The sequence below is a fragment of the Nocardia arseniciresistens genome (assembly GCF_046764875.1).
In the GTDB taxonomy this organism is placed as follows: domain Bacteria; phylum Actinomycetota; class Actinomycetes; order Mycobacteriales; family Mycobacteriaceae; genus Nocardia; species Nocardia arseniciresistens.
On record NZ_JBKORD010000021.1, the window covers coordinates 1 to 17282 of the forward strand.

The 17282-nt window shown below is 65.4% G+C and carries 17 protein-coding genes and 1 pseudogene; 9 read left to right on the forward strand and 9 right to left on the reverse strand.

From position 1 onward, the window contains the following. Positions 1-316, reverse strand: a 316-nt coding sequence (locus tag ACLMAJ_RS32010) for an NAD(P)-binding protein (RefSeq protein ID WP_412017611.1), incomplete at its 3' end; no start/stop codon positions are given. Positions 317-385: 69 nt separating this feature from the next. Here ACLMAJ_RS32010 and ACLMAJ_RS32015 point away from each other — a divergent pair. The 4 genes and pseudogenes from ACLMAJ_RS32015 (at position 386) to ACLMAJ_RS32030 (ending at position 2712) form a co-directional block, all read left to right on the forward strand. Continuing rightward, positions 386-1000 (forward strand): TetR/AcrR family transcriptional regulator, encoded by a 615-nt coding sequence (locus ACLMAJ_RS32015; protein WP_412017612.1) that lies wholly within the window; start codon positions 386-388, stop codon positions 998-1000. A gap of 78 nt (positions 1001-1078) precedes the next feature. After that, positions 1079-1207: pseudogene (locus ACLMAJ_RS32020) on the forward strand (recombinase family protein); the annotation flags it as partial. A gap of 275 nt (positions 1208-1482) precedes the next feature. Next, complete coding sequence (locus ACLMAJ_RS32025) at positions 1483-1791, forward strand: helix-turn-helix domain-containing protein (protein ID WP_412017613.1); 309 nt, start codon at positions 1483-1485, stop codon at positions 1789-1791. Between the two features lie 552 nt (positions 1792-2343). Continuing rightward, the gene (locus ACLMAJ_RS32030) at positions 2344-2712 is read left to right on the forward strand and encodes a helix-turn-helix domain-containing protein (protein ID WP_412017614.1); all 369 of its coding nucleotides are present in this window, start codon (positions 2344-2346) and stop codon (positions 2710-2712) included. Positions 2713-3562: 850 nt separating this feature from the next. On the opposite strand, the gene ACLMAJ_RS32035 is transcribed toward ACLMAJ_RS32030, so the two are convergent. Beyond that, complete coding sequence (locus ACLMAJ_RS32035; RefSeq protein ID WP_412017615.1) at positions 3563-4426, reverse strand: SDR family oxidoreductase; 864 nt, start codon at positions 4424-4426, stop codon at positions 3563-3565. A gap of 87 nt (positions 4427-4513) precedes the next feature. Between ACLMAJ_RS32035 and ACLMAJ_RS32040 the strand changes: the two genes are divergently transcribed. Further along, a complete protein-coding gene (locus ACLMAJ_RS32040) occupies positions 4514-5260 on the forward strand; it encodes a TetR/AcrR family transcriptional regulator (protein WP_412017616.1) in 747 nt (248 codons plus the stop codon). Between the two features lie 649 nt (positions 5261-5909). Here ACLMAJ_RS32040 and ACLMAJ_RS32045 read toward each other — a convergent pair. The 5 genes from ACLMAJ_RS32045 to ACLMAJ_RS32065 all read right to left on the reverse strand — a co-directional run bounded on the left by ACLMAJ_RS32045 (position 5910) and on the right by ACLMAJ_RS32065 (position 11217). After that, positions 5910-6566, reverse strand: a complete 657-nt coding sequence (locus ACLMAJ_RS32045) for a GntR family transcriptional regulator (protein ID WP_412017617.1) — start codon at positions 6564-6566, stop codon at positions 5910-5912. Positions 6567-6679: 113 nt separating this feature from the next. Then, on the reverse strand, positions 6680-7570 hold the full coding sequence (locus ACLMAJ_RS32050) for a polysaccharide deacetylase family protein (protein ID WP_412017618.1): 891 nt from the start codon (positions 7568-7570) through the stop codon (positions 6680-6682). After that, positions 7567-8544 (reverse strand): asparaginase, encoded by a 978-nt coding sequence (locus tag ACLMAJ_RS32055; protein ID WP_412017619.1) that lies wholly within the window; start codon positions 8542-8544, stop codon positions 7567-7569. The genes ACLMAJ_RS32050 and ACLMAJ_RS32055 overlap by 4 nt, the downstream gene beginning before the upstream one ends. A 4-nt stretch (positions 8545-8548) precedes the next feature. Next, positions 8549-9880: an MmgE/PrpD family protein gene (locus ACLMAJ_RS32060; RefSeq protein WP_412017620.1), complete on the reverse strand. Its 1332-nt coding sequence runs from the start codon at positions 9878-9880 to the stop codon at positions 8549-8551. Next, on the reverse strand, positions 9877-11217 hold the full coding sequence (locus ACLMAJ_RS32065; RefSeq protein WP_412017621.1) for an MFS transporter: 1341 nt from the start codon (positions 11215-11217) through the stop codon (positions 9877-9879). The genes ACLMAJ_RS32060 and ACLMAJ_RS32065 overlap by 4 nt, the downstream gene beginning before the upstream one ends. Before the next feature lie 262 nt (positions 11218-11479). Here ACLMAJ_RS32065 and tcuA point away from each other — a divergent pair, with 262 nt between their 5' ends. Further along, positions 11480-12958: an FAD-dependent tricarballylate dehydrogenase TcuA gene (gene tcuA, locus ACLMAJ_RS32070; protein WP_412017622.1), complete on the forward strand. Its 1479-nt coding sequence runs from the start codon at positions 11480-11482 to the stop codon at positions 12956-12958. Positions 12959-13095: 137 nt separating this feature from the next. On the opposite strand, the gene ACLMAJ_RS32075 is transcribed toward tcuA, so the two are convergent. After that, positions 13096-13338, reverse strand: a complete 243-nt coding sequence (locus ACLMAJ_RS32075) for a hypothetical protein (RefSeq protein ID WP_412017623.1) — start codon at positions 13336-13338, stop codon at positions 13096-13098. Between the two features lie 45 nt (positions 13339-13383). Between ACLMAJ_RS32075 and ACLMAJ_RS32080 the strand changes: the two genes are divergently transcribed. The 3 genes from ACLMAJ_RS32080 (at position 13384) to ACLMAJ_RS32090 (ending at position 16071) form a co-directional block, all read left to right on the forward strand. Further along, the gene (locus tag ACLMAJ_RS32080) at positions 13384-14241 is read left to right on the forward strand and encodes an alpha/beta fold hydrolase (protein WP_412017624.1); all 858 of its coding nucleotides are present in this window, start codon (positions 13384-13386) and stop codon (positions 14239-14241) included. A gap of 112 nt (positions 14242-14353) precedes the next feature. Next, positions 14354-15355 carry a GlxA family transcriptional regulator gene (locus ACLMAJ_RS32085; protein WP_412017625.1) on the forward strand — a complete coding sequence of 334 codons (1002 nt, stop codon included), beginning with the start codon at positions 14354-14356 and terminating at the stop codon, positions 15353-15355. A 233-nt stretch (positions 15356-15588) separates the two neighbouring features. Then, a complete protein-coding gene (locus ACLMAJ_RS32090; RefSeq protein ID WP_412017626.1) occupies positions 15589-16071 on the forward strand; it encodes a carboxymuconolactone decarboxylase family protein in 483 nt (160 codons plus the stop codon). A gap of 227 nt (positions 16072-16298) precedes the next feature. On the opposite strand, the gene ACLMAJ_RS32095 is transcribed toward ACLMAJ_RS32090, so the two are convergent. Then, positions 16299-17264, reverse strand: a complete 966-nt coding sequence (locus ACLMAJ_RS32095; protein WP_412017627.1) for an AraC family transcriptional regulator — start codon at positions 17262-17264, stop codon at positions 16299-16301. Positions 17265-17282 lie beyond the last annotated feature (18 nt).

Here is a 17282-nt window from a genome sequence, read left to right on the forward strand (position 1 = left end):
AGAGACGCCGGTGCGTGACGAGCACGAAGCGCGGTCCGGTCCGGGTTATTGGCCCGAACTCGGTACGAAGGAGCCCTACAGACGATGGCATCCACACCTGACGACGCCACCGAGTAGCACCCACTTCGAACTCATAGCCCTCGCGGCGGAACACATGCGTGCACCCACCAAGCACATCACCCTGTTCCAGCACGAGTGTGCGGCGCCCAGCCCCTGCCAGATAGGCGGCCGCGGTCATGCCGCCCATGCCGCTGCCGACGACGATCGCGTCCCAGTCCTGCATCTCGATGAACCCCTTGCCTCGATCCGAGCCCACATAGACCAGTCGGTCTATGTGGTACGAGAGGTTACATGAACATAGACCGGTCAGTCTATGATGGGTCGTGTGAAGGAGACCCAGGCGAAGAGCAAGGGACCCCGCGAGCGACTACTGCTCAGCGCGATCACCCTGATGTGCGAACGGGGCGTGCACGCGACGGGACTGAGCGACCTCCTCGCACACAGCCACACCGCGCGCCAATCCATCTACCAGCACTTTCCCGGCGGCAAGAGTGAATTGATGGAGCAGGCCACCTACGCGGCCGGGCGTACCATCAATACGCTGCTGGATGAACTGCTGGCCACACACCCTCCGGCCGCCGGGATCGAGGCGATGATCGACTACTGGCAACAGGTCCTCACCGGCAGCGATTACGCAATGGGCTGCCCCATCATGGCCGCCGCACAGGCCGGCCCGAACGAACCAGCCGTGCAAGCCGCCTCCGCCGCGACCTTCGCGACCTGGATCGACAAAATCGCCGACGCCCTGACCTCCGCCGACGCGGACCCCGCAGTCGCCAAACCTGTCGCGAGCATGCTTGTCAGCGCGGTCGAGGGCGCGATAGCTCAAAGCCGCGGCGCCCGATCGATCCAACCCCTGGACGACGTCCGCATCGCGATGACCAGACTCATCGAATCAACCGTGCCGCCGCGACCCGACCAGCAACCACGCCCCGCGTAGCCGCGGCACGAACGCACGCTCATCGGTGACGAACTGGTGATCACGCGGCTGTCGCGGCCGTTCCGGTCAGTGCGGCACATGACCGAACTCGCTGCCGCTCTCCACGAGCGAGGTATCGACCTCATCGTACTCAAACAAGGCATCGACACCACCACCCCTGCCGGACGATTCCTGTTCGATGTCATCGCCGCCATGGACGAAATGACCGCCGACCTCATCAACGCGGGCACCCTCGAAGGACTCGAATCCGCCCGCGCCCGAGGACGAGTCGGCGGCCGGCCAGCCGCCCTCAGCCCATTGCAGGCGCTCAAGGCCCGCGAGATGTACGACGAACTCGACGACCGGGGCAAACGCAAATACACCGTCGCCCAGATAGGCCAAACCTTCGGCGTCTCCCGCAAAACCATTTACCGCCACCTCGAGCGTGACAACACCTCGCCGCGGCCGGCCAGCCCGCACACCACGCCCCGCGTCGGCGGTCGTTGGACCCGATCCCGATCGATACCGGCGACGCCTCGCCGATGGCCGAAATCGCCGTTGCCCTGCTCGCACTGTTCGCGCACATGGAACGGCTGTTCATGCTCGAGCGCGCCGCCCATGCTCGTGAGGTCGCCGCCGTGCGTGGTGTGCGGGCAGGCCGCCCGCGCAAGCTCACCGCCGACCAGCTCGCCGCTGCCCGTGCCGCTATCGCCGCCGAGCAGAAACCCGACCCTGTCGCAGCGGCATTCGGTGTCAGCCGCTCCACGCTCTATCGCTACCTCAGCGACTCCGAAAAGGAACACCAACCATGAACGCCGATCCCAGCCCGGGACTGCCGCCGCCAGTGATGTTCTACGGCAGCAAAACCCGCATCCCCGCCCAGATCGTGACCCTCGAGGCACTACCGCAACCCCGTCTACCAGCGCAAATAAGCACATGTACCGGTAGTCGAAAATCTGTTGTGTCGGGTGTAGACATTCCACGACGGCTGATATACAGTCACTGTCGTTCGAATTGATAAGTCCAGTGGCCGGGCAGGTGAGCTGCCCGGATCAATGAAGTTCCGCCGTCCCTTCCGGCGGAGGCGCTAATCCGGTGTAGTCGGCCGGACCGCCGGGAGGGGCGAAGAAGCACGGAAGAAGAGCAAGACCCAAAAGTAGGCAGGTTAGAACCCGACGATCCAGGAGGTGGTGCTCACTGAGAAGTCATTTATCGGTTCCGCTTCCCGGGAAGTGTCGGGAGCGGTGTAGGACATCGGCCCACGCGGTCGATGAGCAGAATTGATATCACCACCCTTTTCACAGACCCAAGGCCCCGGCGCACATGCGCCGGGGCCTGTTGGCGTTGAAACCCCGAGAGGCGCTGTGCAGCAACCGAACCCCGACCCCACCGACAAAACCAGCGCCGCCGACAAGCTCGATGACGACACCTACCCCGCCTACAGCATGGGACGCGCCGCCGAGATCCTCGGCGTCACCCAAGCGTTCCTGCGCGCCCTGGACGCGGCCGAACTGTTGACCCCGCAGCGATCGGCAGGTGGGCACCGCCGCTACTCCCGCTACCAGCTACGTATCGCCGGGCGCGTGCGCGAGCTCGTCGATGCGGGTGACGCCTTGGATGCGGCGTGTCGGATCGTGATCCTCGAGGATCAGCTCGTCGAGGCCGAACGCATCAACACCGACTTGCAGTGCGCCCTTGACGACCGGCCGCCCGGAAACCCCTCTGCGGGCTGAGCGATCCCCGGCCGCCGGGCTGTACAGGTGAGTCTGGCTGCGACGCAGCCAGACTCAGCGATATGTGAACCATATTGCGGGCGCGATGACATACGAGCTGGGAGACAGATTCGGTATCGACCACCGAACCGTCGGCGCGATCCTCCATCGGCACAACATTCCGATGCGGCGGCGTGGCCTGTCCCCCGGACAAGTTGACGAAGCAATCGACCTTTACCACCGAGGATGGTCCCTCGTCCGAGTCGCCCGAAACCTCGCCGTTGATCCGGTCACTGTGCTAAAACGGCTGCGCGAACGCGGCGTCCGTACCCGCGACACCCACGGACGAGCCCGGTCCTGGTGTCCACAGAATCGCAAGCAGACCCACACACTTAGTCAGCCAGCCGAACACCAACGACTCCTGAACCGATCAACACCAGGCGAAAGCAAAACACCCTGCGGGAATAGAACACGAAAACGGGCCACTGAACAAGGAAAACCCACAGAAGAGCGGGCCCCACTCCCGTGAGGGGCTCGATACAAAGTCCCTGATCAATGCCACTATCGACCCAAATGGTCGGCCAAATGCTCCACAACGCGAACCCTCTGACGGTCGAAGGGCCGGTGATTCGGATCGTGCCGGTAGGCACTCGCCATGTGAAACCCACGGCTTAACCTGCTGATCTCGCCAAGTTGTCGGCAACGAGCGCTCCGTTGGCGCATCGGAGACCACCGCGCAACATCCCCAGCGTCAGCTCGGGTCGTTCGCTCGGTATGCGGCTAGCGGATATTCGTCCCGGAGTTCCGTGCTGACGGTGGGGCGGACAGCGGCTCCGCTCGAAGGACGCAGGCCCTCAGTAGCGCAGAGCAATCAGCTCGCCGACAGCGCCTCGCGCAGAACCGTATCGAAGCTGATCGGCTCGCGGCCGATCAACTTCGCCAATGTCGGGTCGACCGTGGCGAATTCACCGGCTCGGCTGGCGGCGAAGATATCCACCATCAGGTCCGCCTGCTCGGCCGGGACGCCGTAGCTCGCCATCTGTTGCCGGAATTCCTCGTCGGATACGGTGACGCGCTTGATGGTTCGGCCCGTGAGCTCGGCCGCGAGGGCGGTAATCTCGTCGAAGTCGATGGCCTGCGCAGCGGTCAATGGCGGTGTGGGACCGTCGAATCGGCCTTCCTCGGCAAGGACCGCCGCGGCGGCGTCGGCGAGGTCGGCGTGCGCGGTCCAGCTCACCGCCCCATCCGCGGGCAACACGAGCTGTCCGGTCTCGGCGGCCTGTCCGAAGAACCGCAGTGCACTGGCGGCGTAGAACCCGTTGCGGAGCGAGGTGTACGGCACGCCGCAGGCCTGCAGCACCTCCTCGTCGGCGGCGTGGTCGCGGCAGGGCTCGAACTGCGAGGTCGGGCCGGCGCCCATATGGCTGGTGTAGAGGATGCGGCGTGCGCCGGCCGCGACGGCACCGTCGATGGCCGCCCGGTGCTGTCGGATGGCTTCCGCACCGAGCTTGTCGACCGACACGATGAGCACCTGGCTTGCACCTTCGAAAGCGTGGGACAGGCTGTCCGGGTCGGTGAAGCTGCCCTGTCGCACCCGTACTCCGCGATCGGCCAGGTCCTGCGCCTTTCGCGGGTCGCGGACGCTCACACCCACTCGGTCGGCGGGCTCTCGCATCAGCAGGCTCTCGACAATCCGACGGCCCAGCAGCCCGGTGGCTCCGGTCACGATGATCATGCTGTTCTCCATTTTGATTCCATTGGAAACATCAATACGTTAACAATGATACTTTCATTGGAAACAGTCAAGCGTTATCGTTGATTCATGACATGGCCCACGCCACGCAGGAACGGCACGACCACCGTCGAACCCGACGGCACGGCGTCGGCTCGTGAACAGCACCGGCAGCGCGTCATCGAAGCCGCCGCCGACCTGCTCGAGCGTGCGGGTCGGGACGCGGTGACCACTCGCGCAGTCGCCGACGCAGCAGGGTTGCAACCACCGGCGATCTACCGGCTGTTCGGTGACAAGGACGGGCTGCTGGAAGCGGTGGCGGAGTACGGTTTCGCGAAATTCGTCGCCGGCAAACACGTCGACCCAGACCCGGCCGACCTCATCGAAGACCTCCGGGCCGGGTGGGACCTCGCGGTCGAGTTCGGCCTGTCCAACCCCGCGCTCTACACCCTCATGTACAGCGAACCCGCCGGCACCAAGTCAGCCGCGTTCCAGGCCGGACTGAAGATCCTGCGGGGACGGGTCCGCCGCCTCGCCGCAGGCGGCTGGCTACGTGTCGACGAGCAACTCGCGGCCGGGATCATTCACGCCACCGGCCGGGGCGCAGTCCTGACCTGGCTGTCCCTCCCGGAAGCCGACCGCGACCCGGCCCTGCTCACCACCCTCCGAGAGGCCATGGTCACCGCCGTCACCAACGAACAACCGGCCGTCCAGGACACCGGCCCGGCCGGTGCCGCCCGCGCCCTCCGCGCCACCCTCCCCGACGAAACGACACTCACCACCGCCGAGCAACACCTCCTTCGAGAGTGGCTGGACCGTCTCGCGGCTGACCACTGACCACGCCACATAGCCACCCGCGGCTCCCGAACCTGGTCCGGTGATCACCAGGCCACCATCCGGCCTCGGCGAAGAAGTGGTCGCGGATGTTGGGGCTATCGCCGTTCGGCGGCAATGTGTTCGCGCAATGCCACACAATAGGAAAGCCGCAGGTCGATGACCTGTGGCTTCCCTATTCAGTGGAGCTAAGGGAACTCGAACCCCTGACCCCCATGACCAAGCGTTTTCAGTTGCCCATGTTTTGCGTGTCCTGCCAAGGGCACGCACCTGCGGCAACTGGACCAGAACCGTCACGCCACCGCTATTTGCCGATGACCAGCAGTTTTCGGTGCTGCAAGAGGTTGGCGTACTAGTTGATACCCCCCTCCCGAGTTGAACCCCCGCGCACATATCCCGCAACGGATCACTCTGGCGCGGCACTTGCCCCACTTGATCGTTGTCTCACGGCCCGGATGACGATCGCCGGGCCATCGACCAGCACGTCGCGGTTCGTATGCTGATGCGTCAGCCACCCCAAACGTCGCGGTGCGCGAACCGTCCCCCCGAGGTTCGCGCACTACACCCGACCACAGGGTTCTCGATCGGTTCCCACCACACCAGCAGCACTTGGCGGTGGACGCGCCTGGTCGTACGGCTCGAGGCAGCTCGATCAGGTGTTGTCGGCCCCATTCGCACCTGTCGCGCCTACCCGCTGGGTCATCATCTTCAGCCGGACTTCACGGGCGCCGGTCATGTGGGATTCGGCGAGCGACCGCGCACGCGCGGCGTCGTGGTTCTCGATGGCCTCGACCATGGCGTCGTGCTCGACGAGCACCGTGCGCCAACGTTCATCGTCCTCGAGTGTGGTGGTCGGATAGCGGATGAGATGGACGTTCAGCCGTCCCAACAGGTCGACCAGAGTGGGGCTGTGGCTGGCCTGCCAGAGTGTCTCGTGGAATACCCGGTTCGCCGCCGCTCGCTCTCTCGGATCGTCTCCGGCCGCGCGTACGGACGCACTCGCCGCGCGCAAACGCGCGCGATCCAGCTCGGTCGCGCGTAAGGCAGCACCGCGCGCGGCCGCGCCTTCGAGGGTGATGCGCACCTCGTAGATATCGAGAATCTCTTCCGGGCTCGTGGCACGCACCCGTACCGTCCGGCCGACACGTTCAACGAGCATCTCGACTTCGAGGCGGTGCAGCGCCTCGCGTACCGGAGTACGCGAGCCGCCGAACTCGCTCGCGAGTTGATTCTCGGAGATGATCTGCCCGGGCGACAACGTGCCGTCGAGGATGGCGCCTCGAAGCCGCTCGTATACGGTTGTACTCAATCAGACCTCCTAGGGTCGAGGGTACGCTAGCTGTCGCGACCGTTGCACCGAGCGGCTTGCCTTTCTTCGCCAAACAACAAGGCCCCGTTGGGATGTGCCGAGCAACCCGGTGGTCAGCCCTCGGTCGGCGGGAAGGTGTCGCGCCAGAAGGACGCGATCTCATCTCGTCCGGCGATCCAGATGTCGTCGCGCGAAGCGAGGTAATCGAGCACTCGGCGCAAACCGGCAAGCCTGGCGGGGCGCCCGATGATCCGGGAGTGCAGTCCGATGGAGTAGACCGTCGGTCGACGCCCGGCAAGTGCCGTGTCCAGACCGTCGATCGCGTATTCGGCGAAATCGCGTCCGGTGAAGAACTGCCCTTTGTAGAACTTGGTGTCGTTCACGTCCAGGGAGTACGGGACGATGAGGAATGGCTTCCCGTCGACGTCCTCGTAGTAGGGCAGGTCGTCACTGACCGAGCCCGCGTCGTAGGTCACTCCAGCGGCAGCGAGCAGGGATCGGGTATGAACGGTGTTCGGTGGTCGGGTGAACCACCCGTTGACCGGTCGTCCCGTAAGTCGGCCGATGGTCCGCACACCGAGCTCGATATCACGCCGCTGTTCCTCGACGGACAAGTGCGCGTGCGGGATCCAGCGATAACCGTGACCGACGATATCGCAGCCGCGCGCCACGAAGGCTTCGGTCGCTGCCGGATTGCGTTCCAAGGCAAGCGCGGTGGCGAAGATCGTAGGCGTCACCTCCGCCTCGTCGAGCGCGTCGATCACCCGCCACACACCCACTCTGCTGCCGTATTCGAAGGTCGACTCCGCGAACAGTTCGCGGTCGCCATCGGGCACCGAGTAGTGCGCTTCGAGCAGCGTCTCTCGGGCTTTATCGCCGTCGAGGACGTTTCGCTCGCTGCCCTCCTCGTAGTTCAGCACCACGTTGACCGCGACACGAGTCCCGTTCGGCCACGTGACGTCCGGCGGGTCGGCTCCGTAGCCGATGAAATCTCTCGAAGTCATCCGACGGTTCCTTTCTCGGCTGAGGGGAAGAGTTCGTCGGGCTCCAGTCCGGCGGACAGCCCGAAGAGCAGACGAAGTCGTGCTTTGGCTGGACTCAGGAACCGGCTGCGGACCAGGCCTGCTCGCAGCAGCGCCGTCTCCGAACCGGAGCCGCCATAGGTCTCGGCAAGGGTCAGCCCGTCGGCACATCTGCTCGTGAATACCACAGGGACGCCATCAGCGATCGCACTCTCGGCGGCGGCCGCAACGGCTGTGGGCACGTGGCCGGCGCCGGTGGCCGCGAGCACGATCGCGTCGGATCGCTCGGCCGCGCTCTCGACGGCGAGACCGTCGTCTCCGCCACACACACTCACGACCTCGACGCGCTTGGTCGGCGCAGCTCGCCGAGACAGCAGGGCCACCTGGGCCGGTGGCCCGAGGAGAAGCAGCGGCTCGTTCTCGACGATTCGCCCGACCGGCCCTGCCGCAGGCGAGGTGAACGCGGCGACACCGACCCCGTGGGTTTTGCTGACCAGCGATGCGAGATGGATCTCGTCGTGCATCACCACGACCGGGCCGTACCCGGCCAGCTCCGCACACGACGCCGTGCTGGCCGCGGCACGCAGGTTCGCGGGTCCGTCAGCGCCGGGCATATGCGGCGGGCGCATGGCTCCGGTGAGGACGATGGGAATGCGAGCCGCGACAAGCAGAGCGAGCGCGTAAGCGGTCTCCTCGATCGTGTCTGTCCCGTGGGTCACGACTACACCGGTAGCGCCACAATGGATTTCGTCCTCGATCGCGGCGGCCAGAGTCCATGCCTGCTCGGGTCCGATCTCGCGCGATGATCGGGTGAAGACGTCCTTCGAGCGAATTCGATCCACGCCAAGCGAGCTTGCCAGCTCGTTCGCGGTGATCCGCGGGACAGCACCGGCGGGGCCGGGGACCGTCGAGATCGTGCCGCCCATACCCAGGACGCTCAACATCTGCTCAGTCATGTGATCACCATGCCAACAGCGAGTCGACGTCGGGCAGCCGCCGTAGATCCATGATCCGCGCCCACGCGTCGCGGGCACGGTCCGGATCCGAGATCGCACCGGCGAACTTCGCGAAGTGCTCTTCCCGAGACAGGGCGCGAGGAGGGTGGCCGATAGGATTCTCGACCAGGGACTCGAGGACTTGATCGCCTACTTCGACGCGCACCCGGGCCGGTGACGATGCGGGCCAGCGTTGTTCGAGTTGTGGATCCACCCGCACCTCGACCCGCTGGGCAACCGCGGCGATATCCGAACGATAAACGAATGCAGCGGGGCCGCTCGTCCCGGTGCACAGCGCCGTCGCGACCGCGTATGAAACGGAGAATCGGCAGGACAGGTCGTTCGGCGCCGCGCGAATATCGACCTTGCGTACCGCCGCAACGGTTTCGACCCACACCCTCGTGATCGAATCCGGGGCGAGTGGCCCCGACTCGACGATGTCGAGCGCGGCATCGATGGCGGTATGTGTCAACGCACAAGCACTGTGCACCTTGAAGTAACCCGCATCGATCGCCAATGCCTCGTACCGCACCCGGTCGACCAGCGGCGCTTCATCGAGACCGTCGCCGAGCAGTTCACCGAGCGAAACCCCGAAAGACGCGAAGGAACCGGTGAAGCCCGCGCCCGCCAGATCACTGGCCCGCACACCCACCGCGGCAGCATGCCCCATGTACGCATTGCGCGCGGTCGCACCGTCGTAACAAGCCTGCCAGGTGGAAGCCAGCGGCAGCGTCGACGCGATCGCCGTGGCCGCTTCGGCATCCGTACCGCGCAACACCGAGACCGCCAGCGCCGCACCGAGTGCACCCGCGTGGCCGTGCGGGTGCGCGAGCGGCTGTAGACGGATAGCACGGAACAATCGAGCACAGAGTTCATAGCCGAGGATCACCGCGCGCAACAGATCCGCACCGGACGCGTGCACGTCCTGCGCGACTGCGATCGCCGCGGGGACGACCTGCATGCCGGGATGACCGGTCGGTCGCATGCCTTCGTCGAGCTCCAGGAAGCTTCCCGCTGTCGCGTTGAGGAACGCCGCGTGGTGGGCCGGTGCTTGCCCACCGCCCCATACCGTCGATCGATGGGACCGATTCCGCTCCGCGCGCCCGCTGACGAGACCGGATTTCGTATCAGCTTCGACCAGCGCTGCCATCGGTTCGGTCCGGTAGCCGGCCACGGACACCGCGATGCAGTCGGCGATGATCCGCAGGGCTTTCTCGATCGATTCGGGCGGAACCTGGTCGAGATCGAGTGCGCTCACCGTGGCACATGCGCGGGCAAGCGCACCCGCGACGGTCATCGCTCGATCTCCGTACCCCGAGTTTCCCCGAGAAGCACCACAGCCACAGCACTCACGGCGGTGACCATGATCAAGTAGATACCCACGGCGACCATGCCGAACGCCTGATAGAGCGCGGCGGCGACGAAGGGGGCGATGGCGGCGCCGAGTAGCGAGCCCACCTGATTCGTCGCGGTCATGCCGGAGTACCGGATGGCCGTAGGGAAGAGCTCGGCGAAGTAGACGCCGGTCGGTGCGTAAGCGACACCCACAAGAACAGCGAATATCGACAGGCCTACCGCGAACCAGACCGGCTCACCCGTCTGGACCAGCATGAGCATGGGCAGACTCGTCACCAGCGTCCCGAGCAGACCGATGAGCAACGCGGGGCGACGTCCCCACGTATCCGCGATCCACGCCGACAGCATGATCCCGACACAGTAGAAGCACGCCGCAACCAGGATCGCCGTCAGCGCCGCGGGCTTGCTGATCTCGAGGTCGCTGGTCGCGTGCGAGAGCAAGTAGACGAACGCTACGTAGAACGTCGTGCTCACGGCGACATAGGTGATCGAGGCCAGGACCGTCTTGCGGGTGTGGTTACGGAATACCTCGAGGATGGGCAGCTGAGTGTGCGATTCGTCCTGCGCGGCTTGTCGGGCGGCCGCGAACACCGGCGACTCGCGGACCTTCAAGCGCATGACCAGCCCCACCGCGATGAGGACGACGCTTCCGATGAACGGGATCCGCCAGCCCCAGTCGAGATAGGCCGCACTCGGAATTGTCGTGGTGATGACAAGCAAGGCAGCCGTGGACAGGATGAGGCCCGCGGTCACGCCCTGCTGCGGCCAGCTGGAAAGCCGCGCCCGCTTGGTCGGTGGCGCGAACTCGGTCGCCATCAATACCGCACCGCCCCATTCGCCGCCGACCGCAGCTCCCTGAATGAACCGCAGCAGCACCAGCGTGATCGGCGCCAGCGCGCCGATCGTCTCGTAGGTAGGAATCAGCCCAACCAGACACGTACTCACACCCATCAGCAACAGCGACGCAACCAGCGTCGCCTTGCGGCCGACCCGGTCACCGAAGTGCGCGAAGATCACGCCGCCGACCGGCCGCGCCGCGAAGGCAACGGCAAGTGTGGCGAACGAAGCGAGTGCGCCGCCCGATGGCCCGAGGCCAGGGAAGAACTTCTCCGGAAAAACGAGGGTGGCGGCGCTGGCGTAGAGGTAGAAGTCGAACCATTCGATGGTGGTGCCGACAAACGCCGCCCGCGCCACCTTGGACGCTTCGCGCATGGTCGGGGGTGCCGCTGCCGTCCCTGGCAACATGTCTGCGCCCGGAGCCGGGTCTTCGTTGATCATGCGGTGCTCTCCTTCGAATGCGACTGTAACTGGACGGCTCGCACCGTTCCGCGTTCGCCCCTGACCACGTAAAACCAGCCTTTGCCGACCGATCTCAGAACTGGGTGTCGGACCTCACAGGACGTAGAGTATTCAGATGTATACATATTGTCAACGTTTGTATACACGAGAATACATTGGTATACATTAAAGCGATCGCTCCCGAACGAACACCCCGGCGCGATTCGCCGGAGATACCGATGTGGAAAGGATTGCGAAAAGGATGAACGCGAAACGTGTGATCGTGGTCGGGGCCGGGAACGCCGCGCTCTGCGCAGCGCTGTCGGCTCGTGAGCAGGGAGCCGAGGTTCTGGTCCTCGAGCGCGCTGGCCGGACACTGCGTGGCGGCAACACCGCCTTCACGGCCGGGGCGATGCGGGTGGCATACAACGGTGTGGACGACCTTCGTCGGCTGATACCCGACCTGACCGACGAGGAGGTCGCCACCACTGACTTCGGGTCGTATTCCACTGAAGACTTCCTCGATGATCTGGCGCGGGTGACCGAATACCGGACCGACCCCGAGCTATCGAGCGTCCTGGTGGAGAACAGCTACCCGACGCTGCTCTGGATGCGGGAGAAAGGCGTGCGGTTCATACCGATATACGGACGCCAAGCGTTCAAAGTCGAAGGGCGGTTCAAGTTCTGGGGCGGGCTGACCGTCGAGGTCAATGGTGGTGGCCCCGGCCTCGTCGATTACCTGGTCAAGAGCGCGGAACGCGAAGGCGTCGAGATCGAGTACGACTCCCACGTAACCACCCTGCTGACCGACGACACGGGCGTTACAGGTGTCGTGGTCAAGCACAACGGACAGACTCGCGAGCAACGAGCTGACGCCGTCATCCTCGCATCGGGCGGATTCCAGGCCAACGCCGAATGGCGAACCCGATACCTCGGGCAGTCGTGGGATCTGGCGAAGGTTCGCGGCACGATGTACAACACCGGCGACGGGCACCGGATGGCGATGGAGATCGGGGCGAGCCCGACCGGCAACTGGTCGGGCTGCCACGCCGTGGGCTGGGAGCGCAATGCTCCGGAATTCGGCGATCTGGCCATCGGCGACAACTTCCAGAAGCACAGCTACCCCTTCGGCATCATGATCAACGCCGACGGTCGCCGGTTCCTGGACGAAGGCGCCGACTTCCGGAACTACACCTATGCCAAGTACGGCAGGCGGATTCTCGAGCAGCCAGGACAGATGGCGTGGCAGATCTTCGACCAGAAGGTAACGCACCTGCTGCGCGACGAGTACCGGATCCGCCAGGTCACCAAGGTGACCGCATCGACGCTGGAGGCGCTCGCGACAAAGCTCGAAGGCGTAGACCCGCAAGGTTTCCTCGACGAGATCCGCGCCTATAACGCGGCAGTCGACACGAACACGCCGTTCGACCCCAACGTCAAGGACGGCCGCGGCACGACCGGCCTCGCCGTGCGCAAGACGAACTGGGCCAACACACTCGACGATGGCCCGTTCGAGGCGTACCAGGTGACATGCGGCATCACCTTCACCTTCGGCGGCCTGCGCATAAACAACGACGCGCAGGTCATCGATAGCAACCAGGTTCCGATTCCGGGCTTGTTCGCCGCCGGCGAGATCGTCGGCGGAATCTTCTATTTCAACTACCCGGGCGGATCGGGGCTCACTAACGGATCGGTCTTCGGGCGGATCGCGGGGCAACAAGCCGCCTTGGCTGCTCGATAACATCCGCACGAGTCCGACGAAGTCGAAGCGTCACTGTCGAGCACGCCCCAACCGGTAGCCGACCGCAGCCCCGGGAATCGGGTGTGACGGTTCATCAGGGAGAATGCGTACATGAGGGGACGCATTCTCCCGACCCGTCAGTGTCGCGAACCTGCGCGGTCGGCCCGTTCATAAAAGCTCGCCTGTTCGTCGGCATCGAAACCGAGTCGGACGTCGTGGTCGACTCCGCTACCCGTGATGGTCATCTGGCCGGCCACCAGCGGATACCGCGAGCCCCGACGGTGACTCACCCTGATCGGGTGACGATTCCTGCCGACTCGGTGATCGGGTCTGCCGCCGTCCTCGATCTCCGCCGCGTTCTGCCGTTCAATTTCGGTCATCACAGTGAGTCCCTGACCTGCAGGGAATCCAAGAGAGGCAGAGCAGTGACCGAATTTGTGGAGTTGTCCGGTGGCCGGATCGCGTACGACGCGCTTGGCGAGGGGCCGCTCGTGCTGTTGGCGCACGGCATGGGCGACCACCGCCAGGCGTACCGGGCCGTGGCGCCGCGGGTGGCGGCGGCAGGCTACCGGGTGGTCAATATGGATATCCGGGGGCATGGCCAGTCGTCCATGGACTGGGTGTCGGAGACCGGCCGGGCGGCCATCAGTCGGACCGATATTGCCAGGGATATGGTCGGGGTGATCCAGCACTTCGGCGGTCCGGCGGTGATCGTCGGACATTCGATCTCCGGTGGCGGGGCGACGATCGCCGCGGCGACTGCGCCCGATCTGGTCGCGGGCGTGGTGGAGATCAACCCGTTCACGCTGGTCCAAGAGTTCAGCGTGCCGAGTTTGTTCACGGTGCGCCGATATCGGCAGGCAGCGCTGCGGCTCGGTATGACGGCTGCAGGAAGCCTGCGATGGTGGCTTCGCTACCTCGACTTGGCCTACCCGACTAAGCCGGCCGACTATGCCGCGTATACGGCGGAGTTGGCGGCCATATTGCGGGAACCGGGGCGGATGGCGGAATTCATGAAGACAAACAAGTCGACGCCGGCTGACGCCCAGGCGCATTTGCCCAATGTCGCCTGCCCAGCGCTGGTGGTTATGGGCACATTGGACCCGGATTTCGTCGATCCGACGGCTCAGGGCGAGGCAGTCATCTCCGCGATGCCGCCAGGTCTCGGACAGCTCGCCACCATGGCGGGCGGCCACTACCTGCATTCAGAAAATCCCGATGCCACAGTGGAACTGATTCTCCGCTTCCTCGTGACCACGGTGCACCAAGATCGGGTCGGCTGACCGGATGTCCACCTCCACCTTGTGGCCGGCCTGCGATCGCGGTGCCGGTCCGACAGGCCCCCGCCATGTGCTGCGGCCCCAGCATGGGGCAGGCAGCGACCATAATGTCGACGTGCTTACCCGAACTGTCGTGCTGGTCGTTTACGACGGTTTCCAGCTGCTCGACCTGGCAGGTCCGCTGGACGTGTTGGCCGCGGCCAACTATGCAGTGGGCACTCCGGCGTACCGGCTGATCACGGTGTCGCCGGGCGGCCGGAGTATCGAACTCCCGGGTGGGGCCAGTTTCGCTGTCGACCAAGCGCTGGAGCAGCTGGCCGCCACCACCGACGCGATCGACACGCTGTTGGTAGTCGGGGGTATGGGGGCGTTCGTGCCGAAGACGTCGTCAGAGGTCGCGCGGCAGCTGCCTGCGCTCGCGCGACGGTCCCAGCGGATCACCTCGGTGTGCGCGGGCGCGTTGGTGCTGGCCGCGGCGGGGCTGCTGAACGGGTACCGAGCCACCACGCATTGGGGTGCCTGCGATCATCTGGCCCGCGCATTTCCGCTGGTAACGGTGGAGTCGGACCGGATTTTCGTCCACGACCGCAATCGGTGGACCTCCGCCGGGGTCAGTGCGGGCATCGACATGGCGCTGGCGCTGGTCGAGGCCGATCTGGGCACCGAGATCGCGCAGTTCATAGCCCGCCAACTGGTGATTTTCGTACGGCGGGCGGGTGGGCAGGAGCAACACAGCGCGCAGCTGCGCAGCCAGCCCGCTCGGACACCGTCGATCCGGGCGGTGCAGCAATGGTTGCCCGAGCACCTGGCCGAGGACCTGACGATCGCAGCGCTGGCCAGTCGGGCCGGCATGAGCGAGCGCACCTTCGCGCGAACGTTCCGCGCCGAAACGGGCGCCACTCCCGCGCAGTTCATCGAGACCCTGCGGGTGGAGGCGGCCCGCGGTCTGTTGGAGAGCACCGACCTCACTGTCGATGCGATCGCCCGCATAGTCGGCTACAAGCACGGCAAGACGCTGCACAGGGTCATCGCGCGGCGACTGTCCACCACCCCCGACCGCTACCGGCAGCGCTATACCACCACCGCTGCCACGCATCCCCCGATCAACCTCATGTGAGGCTGCGGCCACGGCGTCGCCGCCATGCACCGGACCGATAGACACCCGGGCAGGCGGCTTGGACCACGACACCTGGTGGCAGCCCACCTACGTAGCCCCGGACTACTGGAGTCCGAATACCGCCGCCTGACCGTTCGCGGTCATTCAATACCGCGCTTATCGCAGCGCGGTCACTCGTCACGCCGCGATCCGCCGGCGGACATCCGAAAACAACAGATAGTTATGGAGGAGAAATGGGTTCACGACTGCCCAACCCGGTTGAGCAGGTTCCAGAGTTGCGGGAACTGACCGGGGCGTTGTTCAAGGTCACCAGCAACGGCTCGGTGCCGAGGGCCACGATCGCCCTGATGCAGCTGCGTGCCGGTCAGATCGTCGGCAACACCTACCTGACCGTGCTACACACCGGCACCCTACGTCGAGCCGGCGAGACGGAGGAGCGGATCACCGCGGTGGCGTCCTGGCGGGACGCGCCCTACTTCACCGAGCCCGAGCGCGCCGCGCTCGGGCTGGTGGAGGGCGTGCTCCAGCCGTCGACGCACGGCGAGCGGGTCTCCGACGAGCTCTACGCCCAGGCGGCCGAGCACTATGACGACAAAGCGCTGACCACTTTGGCGCTGGCGATCGGCCAGGTCACCTTCTACATGCCCCTCGCGCTGATCGGCAGACCGCAGCCCGGCAAGTCACCCGCCGAACAGTGGTCGCAGACTTCCGCCTGACAAGATTGACCAGGTCCGAGGGCGGGGTGCACGCATGCCACCGCCCCCGCGGCCGTCGACAAAGCATGCCGAGGGCAACCGGTTCCGGATCGGCACCGCCCACACCCGTTCGGGAAATCCTCTTCCCGCAGAAAGCATTTCCGTGTATCCGGCAGCTCGGCCAGTTGGGCACGATCTCGAGATTCCGCCCCTCCGTTGACTGGCTGACCGTCGCCAGTCGTTGGCTCTCATCGGGCAGACTGCTCCGCCTGAAGTACCTCGAGGCCCTCTACATGCCTATATCGGCCTGGCGGGAGGCCGAATTCGCGCTTGAACGCTTTGGCGAAGGCGAACTCGGAGGTGTACCCAACACTTTGGGCTATGGAGCTGAGCGGGGCATCGGATTCGCGCAGCAACCGCCCGGCGCTGGTCATCCGCCACCAGGTCAGATATGCCACCGGCGGTTCGCCTACCAGCGCGGTGAATCTCTCGGCGAATACCGTTCGGGACATGTCGGCTCTGGTCGCCAGTTCGGCCACGGTCCATGGGTGCGCCGGTTGCGCATGCATATCGCGCAGGGCTCGGCTGATTGCCGGATCACTCAGTGCCCGAGCCCATCCCGACGATACCGGGTCGCCGGTACCGGTCGCGGCGCAGTCGTCCACCCAGGCGCGCAAGATGTAAAGCAGCAGCGCGTCGACCAGCGCGGGTACGATTCCGTCCCGGCCGGTCCGGTCCTGATCGAACTCGGTGGCAAGCAGTTCGACGATCCGGCCGAGATCAGCACGCTGGACCGGACGTGCTGGCAGATGCAGCAGTGCGGGAAGCTCGCGCATCAAGGGATGCGGCCGGATTCGATCGAGTTGGTAAGCGCCGCACAGCAAAATCGCGTGCGCTCCAGGCCCGGCGATGTGGACGTGGCCGATCGCGGCGGAGGGGTCGGTGCGTTCGGGGACGAAGTCGGTCAGTGTCGCGTTCGGAGTGTCGGCGAGGGAGTGCGCGCTGCCCTCCCGAAGGAAGACCACGTCGCCGGGGCCCAGAGCGAGCGGAGCGGCGTTGTCCGGCAGCAGCCAGCAGGTGCCTTGAAGCACGACATGGAAGATGGTGCCGGTGATGGCGGGGAAGCGCAGTCCCCAGGGGGCACACACGTCGGTGCGTGCCGACCGCGTCGGCCCGGTGCGCATCGCGGCGAGCGCGTCCGAAAGGACATCCATATCGCGTCACACTACACC